This window comes from Olsenella profusa DSM 13989 (assembly GCF_030811115.1).
GTDB classification, from domain to species: domain Bacteria; phylum Actinomycetota; class Coriobacteriia; order Coriobacteriales; family Atopobiaceae; genus Olsenella_F; species Olsenella_F profusa.
The window spans coordinates 1,096,924-1,112,890 of the sequence record NZ_JAUSQK010000001.1 but is presented as its reverse complement, the minus strand read 5'-3'; the positions used below and the strand labels follow the sequence as shown (position 1 = coordinate 1,112,890).

The 15,967-nt window shown below is 65.5% G+C and carries 14 protein-coding genes; all 14 read right to left on the bottom strand.

All coding sequences use genetic code 11. The features are described from left to right. Positions 1-69: 69 nt before the first annotated feature. Entirely contained in the window at positions 70-2,010 is a 1,941-nt protein-coding gene (locus tag J2S71_RS05100) for an NAD(+) synthase (protein ID WP_307389259.1), read from the bottom strand. A 377-nt stretch (positions 2,011-2,387) separates the two neighbouring features. Then, a complete protein-coding gene (locus tag J2S71_RS05095; protein ID WP_307389254.1) occupies positions 2,388-2,810 on the bottom strand; it encodes a hypothetical protein in 423 nt (140 codons plus the stop codon). A 1-nt stretch (position 2,811) separates the two neighbouring features. Then, the gene (locus J2S71_RS05090; RefSeq protein WP_307389251.1) at positions 2,812-3,156 is read right to left on the bottom strand and encodes a hypothetical protein; all 345 of its coding nucleotides are present in this window, start codon (positions 3,154-3,156) and stop codon (positions 2,812-2,814) included. A 218-nt stretch (positions 3,157-3,374) separates the two neighbouring features. Then, complete coding sequence (locus J2S71_RS05085) at positions 3,375-5,048, bottom strand: hypothetical protein (protein WP_307389248.1); 1,674 nt, start codon at positions 5,046-5,048, stop codon at positions 3,375-3,377. 128 nt (positions 5,049-5,176) lie between these two features. Further along, a complete protein-coding gene (locus J2S71_RS05080) occupies positions 5,177-5,671 on the bottom strand; it encodes a hypothetical protein (RefSeq protein WP_307389247.1) in 495 nt (164 codons plus the stop codon). An 8-nt stretch (positions 5,672-5,679) separates the two neighbouring features. Then, entirely contained in the window at positions 5,680-5,958 is a 279-nt protein-coding gene (locus J2S71_RS05075; protein WP_040652461.1) for a hypothetical protein, read from the bottom strand. A 197-nt stretch (positions 5,959-6,155) separates the two neighbouring features. Continuing rightward, positions 6,156-6,926 carry an amino acid ABC transporter ATP-binding protein gene (locus J2S71_RS05070; protein WP_040652460.1) on the bottom strand — a complete coding sequence of 257 codons (771 nt, stop codon included), beginning with the start codon at positions 6,924-6,926 and terminating at the stop codon, positions 6,156-6,158. Next, positions 6,926-8,143, bottom strand: a complete 1,218-nt coding sequence (locus J2S71_RS05065) for an amino acid ABC transporter permease (protein WP_307389240.1) — start codon at positions 8,141-8,143, stop codon at positions 6,926-6,928. The genes J2S71_RS05070 and J2S71_RS05065 overlap by 1 nt, the downstream gene beginning before the upstream one ends. A 74-nt stretch (positions 8,144-8,217) precedes the next feature. Then, positions 8,218-9,150: a transporter substrate-binding domain-containing protein gene (locus J2S71_RS05060; protein WP_021727307.1), complete on the bottom strand. Its 933-nt coding sequence runs from the start codon at positions 9,148-9,150 to the stop codon at positions 8,218-8,220. A gap of 162 nt (positions 9,151-9,312) precedes the next feature. After that, positions 9,313-11,754 carry a tRNA (adenosine(37)-N6)-threonylcarbamoyltransferase complex transferase subunit TsaD gene (tsaD, locus tag J2S71_RS05055; protein WP_307389236.1) on the bottom strand — a complete coding sequence of 814 codons (2,442 nt, stop codon included), beginning with the start codon at positions 11,752-11,754 and terminating at the stop codon, positions 9,313-9,315. 219 nt (positions 11,755-11,973) lie between these two features. Next, positions 11,974-12,480, bottom strand: coding sequence for a tRNA (adenosine(37)-N6)-threonylcarbamoyltransferase complex ATPase subunit type 1 TsaE (gene tsaE / locus J2S71_RS05050; protein ID WP_307389233.1), 507 nt, complete (start codon positions 12,478-12,480; stop codon positions 11,974-11,976). Next, positions 12,480-13,094 carry a uracil-DNA glycosylase gene (locus J2S71_RS05045; RefSeq protein ID WP_021727241.1) on the bottom strand — a complete coding sequence of 205 codons (615 nt, stop codon included), beginning with the start codon at positions 13,092-13,094 and terminating at the stop codon, positions 12,480-12,482. The genes tsaE and J2S71_RS05045 overlap by 1 nt, the downstream gene beginning before the upstream one ends. A 9-nt stretch (positions 13,095-13,103) precedes the next feature. Beyond that, the gene (alr, locus tag J2S71_RS05040; RefSeq protein ID WP_307389225.1) at positions 13,104-14,348 is read right to left on the bottom strand and encodes an alanine racemase; all 1,245 of its coding nucleotides are present in this window, start codon (positions 14,346-14,348) and stop codon (positions 13,104-13,106) included. Positions 14,349-14,350: 2 nt separating this feature from the next. After that, positions 14,351-15,967 (bottom strand): NAD(P)H-hydrate epimerase, encoded by a 1,617-nt coding sequence (locus J2S71_RS05035; protein WP_021727272.1) that lies wholly within the window; start codon positions 15,965-15,967, stop codon positions 14,351-14,353.

The window sequence follows — 15,967 nt, the reverse complement described above, 5'->3', positions numbered from 1 at the left end:
GCAGGCGTAGATTAAGCGACCATTGGCGTTGGGTTAAGCTCGATTAAGAATGCCGGAGGCGCGGCGGCCCTACAGCTCGGCAAGCTCACGCAGCCAGGCGTTGGCACAGGCGTCGCTCGGCATGCGCAGGTCCCCGCGCGGGCTCACCGCCACAGAGCCCACCTTGGGACCGTCCGGCAGGCAGCTGCGCTTGAACTGCTGCGAGAAGAGGCGCCGGTAGAACGTGCGCAGCCACTTGAGGATCGTGGCATTGGCATAGCCGGCAGCCGTCCCCTCCCCCAGCGCATGGCGGGCAAGACGGTACACCTTGCGTGGGGCAAAGCCACGGCGCAGCACCTGGTAGAGGAAGAAGTCATGCAGCTCGTAGGGACCCACGAGGTCCTCCGTGCGCTGCGCGATGGCGCCCCTGGCCGTGGCGGGCAACAGCTCCGGCGAGACGGGCGTGTCCAGCACGTCCATCAGCACGCGCGAGAGGTCGCCGGAGTCGGTGGTGTCCGCCACGTAGCGCACGAGGTGGCGCACGAGCGTCTTGGGGACCCCTGCGTTCACGCCGTACATGCTCATGTGGTCGGCGTTGTAGGTCGCCCAGCCCAGCGCCAGTTCGGAGAGGTCGCCGGTGCCCACCACGAGCCCGCCCTCCTGGTTGGCGACGTCCATGAGGATCTGCGTGCGCTCGCGCGCCTGGGCGTTCTCATAGGTCACCGAATGGTCGTCCTCGTCATGGCCGATGTCGGCGAAGTGCTGGCGCACGGCGTCGGCGATGGGCACCTCGCGCAGGGTGGCCCCCAGCACCTCCGTGAGCTCAAGCGCGTTGGCGTGCGTGCGTCGCGTGGTGCCAAAGCCCGGCATGGTGATGGCCAGGATGCCGGAGCGGTCAAGCTCGAGGATGTCAAAGGCCCGCGCTATCACAAGCAGCGCCAGCGTGGAGTCGAGCCCACCCGAGACGCCCACCACGGCGCACTCGGAGCGCGTGTGCGAGAGGCGCTTGGCCAGTCCGTACGCCTGGATGGAGAACACGTCCTCGCAGCGTTCGGCGCGGCGGGCAGGATTGGCAGGCACGAAGGGATGCGGGTCGACACGGCGCGTGAGGCGCGTCTCCGCCGTGTCGAGCGTGAAGGTCGTGACCTCGTAGTCCGCGTCCTGAGCCGTGGGTGCGCACCCAAACGTCGAGAGGCGGCGGCGCTCCGCGGCCAGGGCGGTCACGTCCACCTCGGTGGTGGCGCGGCCGTCACCGAAGGGGTCGGCCTGTGCGAGGAGCACGCCGTTCTCGGCGATGAGGTCGTGCGCGGAGAACACGAGGTCCTGCGTGGACTCGCCCCACCCGGCGCTGGCATACACATAGGCGGCGACCAGGCGGGCGCTCTGGCCCACCACGAGGTCGCGACGGTAGTCGGCCTTGCCCACCACGGCGTTGGAGGCAGAGAGGTTGCAGATGACCGTGGCGCCCGCCTGGGCATGGGCGATGGAGGGCGGACTGGCGACCCAGAGGTCCTCACAGACCTCGACGGCTACCTTGAGCTGGGGAAGGATGTCACAGGCAAACAGCTGCGCCGTGCCAAGGGGCACGTTCTCCCAGCCTGCGAAGCGGACGTGCGACACATCCCAGGGTCCAGCGGCAAAGTGGCGCACCTCATAGAACTCGTTGTAGTTGGGGATGTGGCGCTTGGGGACCAGCCCCAAGAGCTCACCGTGGGCGAGGACGGCGGCACAGTTGTAGAGCTTGTCGTTCGCGCGCACGGGGACGCCCGCCAGCACCAGCGCATCACATGACGCCGTGCGCCTGGCCACTGCCGCAAGGCCGCGCTCGGCGGCGTCGAGCAGCGTATCCTGCCAGAAGAGGTCCTCGCAGGTGTAGCCCGTCACACAGAGCTCGGGCAGGACCACGAGCCTGGCACCATCGGATCGCACGGCATCGGTGATCTCGCTGACACAGGCATCGACGTTGGCATCCACGTCGGCGACCCGCACCTGCGGCGAGCGGGCCGCGACCTTGATGAATCCGTCCTGCATGGGGCTCTCCCGCCGGTATCGCACATGGCCATGGCCACGCCGTCCATCATGTCCCACCCATGGTATCGCGATTTCCCAGCCGTCGCCGCGAGACGGCCGGGGGCGTTCGGAGGCTCCTGCCGAAGGGCGCATACGGCGACGTGGCGGATTCTCAGCCAGAATGTGGGACGGGAGGAACGTTTGGCCCTGAAGTGCGCGATGCTGGTCGACAACGTAGGACCCACGGGACCACGATGGCCTGTCCGCAGCCGTGGGGTGACCCTTCTTTTGCTTGAAAATCGTGCGTGACGATACACTCGGGCCGCGTTTGGCGCGATATGGCCACGCACTTCAGGCCCAAACGTTCCTCTTGTGTGCGCAAACGACAAACTCCTCCGCTACAACCCAGCACTAGTCCCCCGCGAGGAACGCCTCTCGTCCTCCCTCCGCGCCCACTCGATGCGCTGCCGTCGATAAAGCTCCTCGTAGAGGTCGTCGCGGTGGGCAGCCTCCCTCTTGCGGGCAGCCTCGAGGGCAGAGGATGCGTTGGCGGCCGAGTCCAGCGCCCGCATCGCATGCACCCGCGCCTCGTCTTCCAGGGCATAGATGGAGCGGGGACAGTACGGGCCGAGCTCAGCCATCATCTGCTCACGCAGCATCGCCGAGCGACGCTGCTCGTATTCGAGCTTGACCAGGAAGTCCTCCACCACACCGCGACGGCGGACCAGCTCCTGCTCACGATCCTCCGATTGGATGATCCTCCTGCGGGCTTCCGCGGCGAACGCATCATAGACGCGGGAGCCTTCATCCGCAGGTTCCATGCTACTGATCCTCCCACCTGAAGCGCATATTAGCCACCAGGCTGCTACCATACATTCTGGAGTTACAAAACTGCAAGTTCGTCATGCCCCCACTCACGTTTGCGTCGGCGCCCGCGCGGGCGCCCGCCACGGGGTCGTCCCCCGCGTACACCAGGTCGGCCGGCCGCGCCATCCAGAGCCACAGGGCGAGGGCGGCGTCCCGGGAGGGGTCGCCGCCGAACGTCTCTAGCGCGTCCTCATAATATGCACGCTCCAACTTAGAAGGGTCAACCTTTGGCGAAGTGGATGGGTCGGCATTATATGCGGCAGCCAACTCCCCCAATAAGACACGGGTCTCATCGGTCATCTGTATGCCCGGCACATCGTTGCCCCAAGCATTAACCCGCACTGTAACAACATCGAATTCAGAGAATGCCCCCATTCTCTGTCGTGCAGCATCTATGCGCCCTTGGTCCTGCGTCTTATGGTATGCGTAAAACCCATATGCGGATGCAGCAGCTATTACGGCAGCCACAAGGAGCGCAAAGGCTACAAACCTATGAGTATGTGTATGGTGTTGCATCGCTATTCCCAGCTGAACGTAACGCTATTAGACAAGGGCCCACCTTGCTGTTTATCTAAAATATACTGGTAATTGGTTACTTGGCTGGGGTTGGCACTTTTCGACACATCGCTATCCGATATATATGATAGATCAGCAACATCCTTTGACCACTCAATAAAGGCAGTAGTATCCTGTCCCTCTCCCCGGCCAACAAGTGCGTCTATGGAGTTGTTGGTCATATCGCTCATGAAGTCGTCGTAGGTATAGGAAGTACCATGTGACTGGTTATAGGCATCTATCGTTGATTGGATAGCCTCCTGCTCCGAGTCAGTGACATACACATTTATATTGCTGTCCAGCGTATAGCTGCGTGTCCCATCGGGGCTGTTGAAGTCAGGGAAATTCACGTCATCGTATGAGGTGCCAATGCCTATGTATTCAAGCGGCGAAGCTCCGGACGTGCGAATTGACTCTGCCGTCTCTTCACTCAGCGTCTGCTTCTGCTCTTCTGACAGGTTATTTTGGTAGCTCTCTGACAGTTGTTTGGCGAAACCCATGATTGTCAGCAATGTCCCACCACCAGGCAGGTTTTCAATCGCTACGTCGACACCCTTGTCTACCAGAGACTTGGCTGCAGATCCCATGACGCTAAAGCCATCTCCGCCATACATAACTCTCTCAGCAGGGTCAGTGACCTGCTGCAGGTGAGCTTTTGGATTATTCAAATGGGACAGCAGTACCAATACATCGGGAGTACTGCCAGACACGTATATGTCCGTCTCATACATGGCACTCCCACTTGGGTCATCAAGCCCTATGCCAACCGATCCTGTGGAGGATGAGTCATCGATGTGCAAGGAAGGATTCGACTCCAGCATGCACATGAATGCGCTGTCATCACTGCCGTCTGAGTTCTTTCCTCTGATGACCGTCAGGGCAAAGTCAACGCCATCCGTGGAGTACCATGCATTTCCATCACTATCGAGCCCACAGTCATCTGCCGGGACCCGAATCGTCTCGTTCTTCTGGCTCATAGAGTCGATCAGGTTCAACCCGGCGATACGCGGCCAATACGTATCCGACCGGTTGTTCCAATCCCGTGCGTCAGCCTTTTCCGCGGCGGCGACACGAGAGAGCAGGGGAGACGGTACGTACTCATAGATGTGGTTGGAGTTTATGGTCTTGGTGGGATCATTTGGATCCGGCATGGGGCCGACGCCGGAGGCATCCTGCTCCTTACCTGTAGCCACATAGGAAAGCTCGAGAAACCTCTCGATGCTATCGGTGTCCATCTGATCCCACATTGTTTCATAGGCCTTGGCAACTTCGCCCACCTCAGCATCTGAGACCATGACGGAAGGAATCTTTGCAAGCGCCGCATAGAGGTTCTCCGTGAAGTGCCCCGTCCCATCTTCGTCGACACTATAGATCTCGTCTGCAGTAAGACGGCCGTCGTTCTCATAGGCCTGTCGGTATGCCTCAAGCTCCTCATCCGTCAAATACGGACGTGCCATTTCGCACTTATACTCGGCAATCGAGTGGTTATAGTCACCGTCGGCAGTATCTGCCCAACTGGTATCGCCCCATGAGCCTGTGGTCGTATAACTGACGACGGACGCCGTGGCGGCACGCAGTTGGCTGAAGTCAACCTCCCCATAAAAGCCTGCCGAGTCGGAGTCATACTGGTTGGCCAAGTCGATGACTTTTGGTAATACTGCGCCGTCTCCTGTTGCGACGCGATGAGTGATGAGTAGCCATCTGAGATGGACTGCACGTCTATCAATGATTCCGCGCTGCCGCCATCTCTCTGTGCCTGCTGGTTCTAATACTGCGCCGTCTCCTGTTGCGACGCGATGAGTGATGAGTAGCCATCTGAGATGGACTGCACGTCTATCAATGATTCCGCGCTGCCGCCATCTCTCTGTGCCTGCTGGTTCTGCTGCCGCGCAAAAGACACGTCTCTCCGCTCTTCCTGCCGTAGACGAGCGATTTCGCTTTGTGCCTCCTGAAGACGCTGTTCGGCGACCTTCGTGTCCACCACGTCCCCTTCGGTCGGGTAGAGACCCGACACGGCGCGTTTGTTCTTTTCGTTGGCGCTGCGCAGCGACTCATAGAGCGAATAGTGTGACTCCACCACCGCCTTGTGCATGTGAATGGTCTGGGTTGCCGCCTCTGCCGCAGCCCCTTCCATGCTCTCAAGCGAGATGTCTCCCACGGCTTCGACCTGGGCCTGGCAGGCATCCATCTGATTCTCAAGCTTCGCGTTCTCATCACTGAGCGCTTGCTCCGCACTGCTCTTTACAATACGGATGTCCATGGCCAAAGCTACCTCTCGCTCATTTGGGCGGCTATCGCGTCATCTGCCGCCGACAGGGCATCGTAAATCAGGACGATCGAATCGGCGTCGGCCTCGATGAGGTCCCTCCAGGCATCAAGGGCCTCACCTATGCCATCCCCTATTGTCGAGTCATGCGTGGAGCTGCCGCTCACCGGTATGGTCAATTGCAACGTGTCAAGCTTAAAGTCACAGTAGCTACCAAGACCCTGCTTAAGAGCCGAGGCATTGCTGGCTGATGACGCTTCTCCGCTCTCAATCATGGTCATGGGGATCACGCATCCATATCGTTTCGCGCCATCTTCTAAGAGGTATCTAAATTTAAATAAAGCAATACTAATTTGTCAACTGCATGCCTTGCAAGCGTGTGCGGCGGCATCGTCGCATCGCGCCGTGGGCAGCTCGTCCGCGAGGCACGAGCCCGCCCGTGGCGGCCCGGCCGTCCCCCCCGCGATGGCCCGAGGCGCTACCCGTCGGCCTGGGATGCATCATCCAGGTAGCGCGCCAGGAACTCGCGCGTGCGCGGCAGCTGGGGGTGCGTGAACATGTCCTTGGGGTCGCCCTGCTCGGCGATGACGCCCTGGTCCATGAACACCACCTTGTCCGAGACGTTCCTTGCGAACTCCATCTCGTGCGTCACCACCACCATGGTCATGCCATGGGCGGCGAGGTCGCGCATGACCTCGAGCACCTCCCCCACGATCTCGGGGTCGAGGGCGCTCGTGGGCTCGTCGAAGAGCATGAGGTCGGGATTCATGCAGAGCGCGCGGGCGATGGCGACGCGCTGCTTCTGACCGCCCGAGAGCGTTGCGGGCATGGCGTGGACGAAGTCCGAGAGTCCCACGTCATCCAGGCGCTCGAGCGCCAGCCTCTCGGCGTCGGCCTTGGGAAGCTTCCCCAGCGTCACGGGTGCGAGCGTGCAGTTGTCGAGCACGTCCATGTTGTTGAACAGGTTGAACGTCTGGAAGCACATGCCGATCTTCTCGCGCAGCTTGTTGACGTTCACGTGCTCGGCGGCAAGGTCCTCGCCGTGGAACCACACGTGCCCGGCGTTGGGCGTCTCCAGTAGGTTGATGCAGCGCAGCAGCGTGGACTTGCCGGAGCCCGAGGCGCCGATGATGGTGACCACCTCGCCGGGCATGACCGAGAAGTTGATGTCCCTGAGCACCTCGTGGCTGCCGAAGCTCTTGCGGAGCCCCTCGATGCGCACGACGGGTTCGACGGGCTGCTCTGCCATCACGCCTCGCCCCCCTTCTCCCCTGCGACGGGCAGGTGGTCGGACGTCCCCATCACCACGGGCCGGGCGTCGGTGTCGAACGCCCGCTCGAACCTTGACAGCGCCCACGATGCCACCAGCGTGAGGATGAGGTACACGATCGCGGAGGCGACGTACATCTCCATCTGCTTGTAGTAGACGCCTGCGATGGTGCGCGTGGCAAACGTCAGCTCGAGTACGCCGATGGCCATGAGCACCGACGAGTCCTTGATGTTGATGACCAGCTCGTTGGAGAGGGCGGGAATCGAGTTCTTGATGCCCTGCGGGAAGACGACCTTGCGCATGGCCTGCCACTGCGAGAGGCCCAGGGAACGCGCGGCCTCGGTCTGCCCGGGGTCGACGGCACCGATGCCCGAGCGCAGCACCTCCATCATGTAGGCGGTCGAGTTGAGCGAGACCGTGACCAGGGCGGCGTTGAACGGCGACCACACGTTCAGCACCTGCGTGGGCGTCATGCCCTGTCCCGTGAGGATGCCGGTGCCGGCATAGTAGATGATGAGGCCCTGGATCATCATGGGCGTGCCACGCACGACCTGCGAGTAGACCCTGGCAAAGCCCGAGCCCACCACCTTGAGGAGGCGCACGCAGTCGTTGTCGGAGCGGTCGGGCTCCTGCAGGCGTAGGAACACCAGAGCCAACGCTAGGAAGAACGCCACGATGGTGCCCACGAGCGCGATGATCACGGTGTTGATGATGCCCTGCACGAACGTCGACCCCATATGGTGGAGCATGTAGACCGTCGACCCCAGGAAGTCGCTGGGGTTGGTGGCCTGCGCCCTGCCCCACTGCACCGTGTAGACGCACCCCAGAACCACGCGGTCGACGATGAACGCCAGCGTGACGGCCCAGATGACATACGACAGGTAGCGCTCGGCCCGCCGGGCGGCGGGACGGGCGAACGGCGAGGTGCGCACGTAGGCGTCACCCTTCCAATGTGTGAGCTTGCTGACGAGCGCCAGGGCGGACACCGCAAGCCATGCCACGAGCACGTAGTACAGCGCCGTCTCGAGGCCACGGGCATGGTTGAGGAGGCTCAGGGGCGAGTGCGCCTGGTTGGCGAGCCAGAGGCCGCAGAGGGCGAGGATGCTCGTGCCCAGAAACACGTAGCGGTGCTCCTCCAGAAGGAACGCCCGGACGCGCGCGAGGCGTCCCTTGGCCGCACTGTTGGAATCCTGCATGGGGAAAGGCTCCTTTGGATCGGTCGGAGGGCCCCGTGGCGGCACGGGAGGCGCCGTGGCGCGGGGGCTGCGCCCTACTCGGGCAGACGCTCCTGCACGGCATCCCAGTAGGCCTGGCGCTCGTCCTGCGGGACGGCGTTGATGGCATCGTCGATCTTGGCGAGCACGTCGTCGTGCCCCTTGGCGATGCCGGCGTTGATGGGCGCATCCTCGGAGAAGAGGATGGGGTTGCCATCGAACTCCACCTGGGCGAGATCGGGGTTGGCGGCCAGCAGGCCCTTGGCGTTCTCCACGTCGTACGTGATGGCGTCGCAGGTCCCCTGGTTGAGGTTGGAGAGCTGCGCGGGCACCGAGTCGACGGGGGTGAGGTGGTTGACGCCGTCGATCTCGTCGATCACGTCATCCAACAGCGTGTCGCGCTGCCCGAGCACCGAGGCGCCCTTGAAGTCGGCGAAGCTCGTGGCGTGCTCGTAGGGGGAGCCCTTCTTCACCAGCAGGCCATAGTGACCGTCCCAGTAGGGGTCGGAGAAGTCGATGGACTGGCGGCGCTCGTCGGTGGCCGTCATGCCGCCGCAGATGATGTCGATGGTGCCGTTGGTGAGCCCTTCGACCAGGCCGGAGAACTCCATCTTCACGGCGACGGGCGTCAGGCCGAGCGCCTCGCCGATCTTCTTGGCGAAGACGATGTCGTAGCCGTCGGCATAGGCGCCATCCTGGCCCTCGACGGGAATGGTGTTGTCGGACTCCTCGGAGACCTGGAAGTTGTACGGCGGGTAGGCGACCTCCATGCCCACGCGCATCGTCCCGTTGTCACCAAAGCCTGCGGCCGAGGAGGACTGGCTGGCGCCCTTGTCGTCCGTCTCGGTGGAGGGCCCGCACCCCGCAAGGATGCCGGCGCCCGCCGTGCCCAGGGCCGCCATGCCCGAGAGCCTGAGGAACGTGCGGCGGGACAGGCCAGCCCCCGCGCCGCCCGCCGTGGCATGCATGTCTGTGGAATCAGTATTCATGGCAGTCCCCCTTGCAACTACATACGTGAAAGGCGTGGCACTACGGTACCAGTGTAGGTCAACGGTAGGCCGCCGCGTCGCCCCGGGACAAAACGGTGCGCGGCCTGGATACGTTGGGGAAACACGAAGGAAACGCTCGGGGGCGCACCGCCTACCGCACCGCTAGCGCCGAGGCCAGCCCTGTCCCACCACAGGCGGCTCGGGTGACGACCAGCTGCCCAGCCGGGCGTTGGGATCGGCGTCCTGCGTGAGCGGTACCGTGACGCCCGATCGCCAGTTGCGCAGGGCCACGAGGGCGATCATGGCCCCGTTGTCGCCACACACCGCCAGGGGCGGCACTGTCACGCGCACGCCACGCCGGCCAAGCCTCCTCTTGTACGCGGCGCGGAGCTCGGGGTTTGCCGCCACGCCGCCGCCCAGGCAGAAGTCCGAGACGCCCGTCTCCTCCATCGCCGTGATGGCCTTGGACACCTGCACGTCGATGACCGCGGCCTCGAAGGACGCCGCAAGGTCGGGCAGGTTGATGGCACGCCCCGCCCTGCCCTCCCCCTCGATGTAGGTGATGACCGCGGTCTTGAGCCCACTGAGCGAGAAGCGGTAGTCGTGGCTGTGCATCATGGCGCGCGGGAAGTGGATGGCCTTCCTGTTGCCCGTGGCAGCCAGCCTGCTGATGACGGGCCCACCGGGATAGCCCAGTCCCAGGGCCTTGGCCACCTTGTCGAAGGCCTCCCCCACCGCATCGTCGATGGTCGTGCCCAGGACCTCGTAGTCTCCCCATGCCTGCACGTGCACGAGCATGGTATTGCCACCCGAGACGAGGCTGGCCACGAAGGGCGGCGTGAGGTCGGGCGCCTCGAAGAGGTTGGCCATGAGGTGCCCCTCGAGGTGGTTGACCGAGGTGAGGGGCAGGCCCGTGGCGGCGCAGAGCCCCTTGGCGAAGGCGAGGCCCACCACCAGGGCGCCAACGAGGCCGGGCCCTGTGGTCACACCCACGCAGGCGAGGTCGGAGGGGGCGAGCGTGTCGCAGCCAAAGTGTCGGCCGGCCTGGGCGAGCGTCTCCTCGAAGACGCCGACGATGGCCTCCACGTGCTTGCGGCTTGCGATCTCGGGCACGACGCCGCCGAAGCGGGCATGGAAGTCCACGGAGGTCGCCACCACGTTCGCGCAGATGGTTCCCTGCGCATCGATGATGGCCATGGCCGTCTCGTCGCAGGAGGACTCGATGGCGAGCACGAGGTCGCCAGCGGTGGCAAGGGCAGCCTGGGCCTCCTCGCTGCGCGGCGCGGGGACGATGGACCAGGGGCGGATGGAGGCGCTGGGCCCGGGCGCCTCCGCCACGAGTGCGGCATCCGCCCTGAGGGGCAGGTCGGCCCGCAGGATCAGGGCATCCTTGCCCTGGCCATAGTAGTTGGGACGCCGGCCCACCTGCCTGAAGCCCATGCCCTCATAGAGCGTACGGCCCGCGACGTTCTCCGCCTCCACCTCGAGCGAGATCGTGGAGGCGCCATAGGTGTGCCCGTCGTAGGCGATGCGCGCCACCAGGCGCGACGCGATGCCCCGACGACGATGGCCCGCCGCGACGGCCACGTCCGTGACCTCGAAGTCCGCGCCGGCAAGCTGGCCGCCCGCATACCCGATGATGGTGCCCTGGTCGTGTGCGACCCACCAGCTGCGCTGGGGCTGGCCGAGCTCCTGGGCGAACTGGGCGCGCGTCCAGGGGGTGTGCACCGCCCCCTCGAAGGCTGCGCCATCGAGGGCGGCGACGGCGTCGAGGTCGGCCGGCAGCATGGGACGCAGCTGCAGGTGACGGCCGGCCAGGAGGTCCGCCACGCCGGTGGTCTCCACCGAGACGGGCTCCTTGAGCCCCAGGCGCGTGCGCTCGTTCTCCTCGGCGTCGGAGAGGCGCGTGTAGATGGGCAGCACCAGCGCGGGGTCGCCGTCACCGAGGGCGGGCACGAAGTCGGGCGCGGTGGCGGCACGCACCAGGCCCTCGCCCGTGGGATGCCAGAGGCCCTCCTCCAGGACGTCCGTAAGGCCTGCGCCCTCGAAGCGGGTGCGATACCTCTTGAGGCCGTCGCCCGTGAGGGTCAGCTCCCCAACATCCGGGAGGTCGGCAAGCTCCGCCACTGCCGCATCGGCCTTGAGCACGCGCTCCGCCTCGAAGCGGCGATGTGCGCCCTCGTCGTCCAGCAGGTAGAGACCCGGATACACCTCGCCACGCATGGCGTCGCCCACCACGGCGAGCCTGCCGCGCCGACCGGCCCCCCAGGCCGTCCAGGCGACGGCGTCCAGCGTGGAGGCGCCGTGCAGGGGCACGCCCAGACCGCAGGCTAGGCCCTTTGCCGTCGCAATGCCGATGCGCACGCCCGTGAACGAGCCTGGGCCACGACCAACCAGCACCTGGTCGACGTCCGCCATGGAAAGTCCCGCCCGCCTCAGCACGTCGAGGGCCGTGGTGGCAAGCTCCACGTTCGCCTTACGGCGACAGAGGTGGTCTCCCGAGGCCAAAGGCTCGACCTCGCCCGCCTCCACGCGCGCAGCGGCGCAGGCCAGCATGTCGGTAGAGGTATCAAGCGCAAGCACGGCGGACATCACAACACCCATCCCTCGTCGGCCGCGCACGCCGCGGTCGGCATCAAACGTCACAGCCTAGCCAGTGTAGCGCTCCCATCGCCAGCCGGAACGAAAACGCATGCGCCGACCTGTCGGGATGCCCGTGGACAAGGCCGCGCGCAGGCCCTACGGACGTCCTGGGCAAGGACGCGGCGCGCGCCGCCATCGTGCCCGGCCGTGCCACCTCAGGGACGGCGAGGCAAGGTCACGTTACGAGACGTTGTCCCAGCGGGCGCCCAGGGCGCGGACGAGCTCTTCGCCGCGGGCGTCATGCGCCTCCACACGGATGCGGCGCGGTGGCTCGACACCCTCCCCCACCTGCTCATCCAGGCGTGTGAGCACCACGTCCACACGCTCGGGGCCAATCTCGTCCACAAACCGCTCGCCCCACTCGATGAGGCAGGGGCCATCGGATCCCAGGGCATCGTAGAGGCCGACGTCCTCCAGCTGTCCGGGGTCGTCCAGGCGATAGAGGTCAAAGTGGTACAGCGGCATGTCGGCACCATCGTGGACCATCTCGATGGTGAAGGTGGGACTGGTGACGTCGTCCCTCACACCCATGCCCGCGGCAGCGCCCTTGGCGAGCTGTGTCTTTCCCGCACCGAGGTCCCCCGTGAGCACCAGCACGTCACCGGCATGCAGAAGGGCGCCCAGCGCCCGCCCCAGCGCGATGGTCTCGTCCGGGGAGTGCGACATCGTCTCGAACGACGCTGCCATCACCGTGCACCCTCCGTGGGATGCTCCCTGAGCCAGGCGCCCACCAGGGCGAGGTCCTGCTCCAGCAGGGGCTGCCAGTCGGCATGGTAGATGCACGCCGCCGGGTGGAAGGTGGGACACACCACGAAGTGCCCGGTCTGATACAGCTTGCCGCGCAGCTTGGTGACGCCCATCTCGGTCTTGAGCAGCCACTGCGAGGCAAAGTTGCCCAGGCACACGATGACGTCGGGCCATATGGAGCGCACCTGCTCGCGCAGGAAGGGGGAGCAGGCCTCGATCTCCTCCGGGCGGGGGTTGCGGTTGCCGGGGGGACGGCACTTGACCACGTTGGCGATGTAGATCTGGTCACGCGTGAGGCCCGCGATGGAGAGGAGGGAGTCCAGCTTCTTGCCTGCCGCGCCCACGAACGGCTCGCCCTGGAGGTCCTCGTTCTTGCCGGGTCCCTCGCCGATGAACATCACGCGGGCATGCGGGTAGCCCACGCCAAACACCAGGTTGGTACGGGTCTGCCCCAGTTCGCAGAGCTGGCAGTTGCCCATGACGGACCTGATCTCCTCAAGCGTCACCTCCCCGGGCCTCTGGTGCTCATGGCCAGGTATGTGCATGACGGACATGTGCTCCCCCTATACGTAGACTCTCTCGAGGCGCTGTGAGAAGTTGCAGGTGACCTCGTAGTTGATGGTGCCGCGCAGGGACGCGAGCTCGTCCGCGGTGATCTCCTCGTTGCCATCGGCGCCCATGATGGTGACTACGTCGCCCCGTTCGACCGGCGCCGCGGCGCGATAGGCGCGGATGCCGCTCACGTCGTTGGCGACCATGAACTGATCCATGCAGATGCGCCCCACCTGACGGGCGCGGCGGCCGGCAACCAGCACGTCCATGCGATTGGAGAGCGAGCGCGCAAGGCCGTCCGCATAGCCCAGGGGCACCGTGGCGATCTGGATGTTGGGCGTGGGCACGCGATACGTGAGCCCATAGCCGACGCCCTCGCCCACCGCGGGATTGATGACGCGCGTGATGCGGGCGCGCACGCTCATGACGGGCCGCAGGCTCACACGCGGCACCGTCGTGTCGGCAGGGTGCAGGCCGTAGAGGCCAATGCCCACGCGGCACATGTCGTGCTGCAGCTCGGGATGGAGGATCGTGGCGGGGGTGTTGTTGCAGTGCACGAGGCCATGGTCGAGGCCCGCGGCCTCAAGCGCCGCCACGGCATGGTCGAAGCGTGACACCTGCTGCTTGAAGTCCCAGTCGCCGATGACGTCCGCCGTGGCGAAGTGCGTGAAGATGCCCGCGCACTCGATCCCACGGTGGAAGTCTATCATGCGGCGGAACTCGACCACGTCATCGGGCAGCACGCCGATGCGCGTCATGCCCGTATCAACCGCCAGGTGGTACTTGGCCACCACGTCCACGGCAACGGCCGCCTCGCCCAGGGCCAGGGCGAAGTCGGTGGTGTGGACCGTCGGCATGAGGTCGTACTCCACGAGCGTCCGTACGCTCTCGATGGGGGGCTCCGCCAGGATGAGGATGGGCCACCCGATGCCGGCCTTGCGAAGCTCGACGCCCTCGGCCACCGTGGCGACGGCAAACTGGTCGGCTCCCGCGGCGTGCATCGCCTTGGCGCAGCGCACGGCACCGTGGCCATAGGCATCCGCCTTGACGGCGCACATCATCTTGGTGCGGGAGTCCATGAACTGCCTGAGGGCGCGCACGTTGTCGCGCAGGGCGTCGAGGTCGATCTCCACCCACGCCCAGCGGTCGTCCGGGCAGTGACGTACGGACTCCTGGGCCAGGGGGTGCGCCCATCCCTCGTCGGTGCGGCGGCCAGCGCTTGCGAACCCATAGTCGTGGGAGGCACGGTATGCCATCGTCACTCCTCCTCGTCCTCCCCCTCGGGGAAGGCAATGTCCTCCTCAAGCGCATCCTCGGCAAGCCCCAGGGCATCGATGATGTCGCGTGCCATGACGCCGCGCGATCCGCGGCTGCTGACGGCGATGGAGCCGGCGTAGCTGTGGATCTCGCAGGCGAGCGCGGCCAGGGAGGGAAGGTCCTCGTTGTCCACGGGCGTGCGCGCCAGCAGCGTTGCCATGATGCCGCCCAGCACGTCGCCCGAACCTGCCGTCGCCAGCGAGGCGGGACCGGGCTTGGGCAGGAAGGCGACGTCCGCGCTCACGCAGGCCGTCGCCGACCCCTTGGCCACCACGCAGAGCTCGCTGCCGCCATCGGCCCACACCACCCGACGCGCGGCATCCATGGCGGCGGTGAGCGAGGTGGGTGGATTGTCCTGCAGGCCCACCAGCCGTCCCAGCTCGCCACGATGCGGCGTGAGGATGAGGGGCTTGTCACGGCGGAGCATCTCGGGATACTCGTCCACGGCGTTGGACGTGAGCCGGCTGATGCAGTTGATGCCATCGGCATCGATGACGAGCGGGACATCGACTCCCAGCAGCCCCGAGACCACCCCGACGGTGCCGGAGGTCACGCGCATGCCCGGCCCGACGAGCGTGGCGGAGCGCTTCTGCGCCAACTCGGCGATCTTCTCGGCGGCACCGATGGCAAAGGTCCCGTTGCCGTTGGCAGGCAATCCCAACACGGGAATCTCCAGCAGCTGTGACTGCACGATGCGCACGATGGGATCGGGCACGGCCAGCGTCACATAGCCCGCACCGGCGCGCGCGGCTGCCATGGCGGCCATCACGGGCGCACCCGGGAAGCGCAGGGAGCCGCCCACCACGAGCACGGAGCCACGGGTGAACTTGTCGTCCCCGTTGGAGAGGGGCTGGAGCAGCCCCGCATAGTCCTCGAGGTCCGCGCGCCAGGCAACGGGGTCCGCCTCCATCACCAGGCGCTCCGTCTGCTCCGCCAGGGGGGCCACCACGATGGTGCCGCAGCAGTCGCGCCCATGGTCCGAGATGAGGCCCGGCTTGAGCGCCAGCATGGTGATCGTGAGGTCGGCCGAGACGCAGGGCCCCGCGGCAAGCCCCGTCTGTGCGGAAAGGCCGCTGGGCACGTCCACGGACACGATGCGCATGCCGGACTCGTTGACGCAGTCGATCCAGATGTCAAAGGGCGTGCGCGGCTCACCGTGGAAGCCCGTGCCCAGGATGGCGTCGATGATGACGTCCACTCCCGAGAGCAGCTCCTCCAGCTCCTGACGGGGCGGTGCCACCACCACGTGCACACCGGCGCCACGGGCGCTGGTTGCCACCACGCGGGCGATGTCGCCATGGATGTCATCGGGCACCACGGGCGACACCACGCTCACGTGCACGCCGTGGCGCAGCAGCTCCTCGGCGGCAACCCAGCCATCACCACCGTTGTTACCAAAGCCGGACAGGACCACGACGTCCCGGATGTCACCCATCTCCATGACCTCGCGCGCCGTCGAGACGCCCGCGCGGTGCATGAGCTCCGAGACGCTGACGCCCTCCTCGGTGAGGTCCGCCTCGACGCTCCGGATGTCCTCGACGTTCAGGACTGGCTGCAT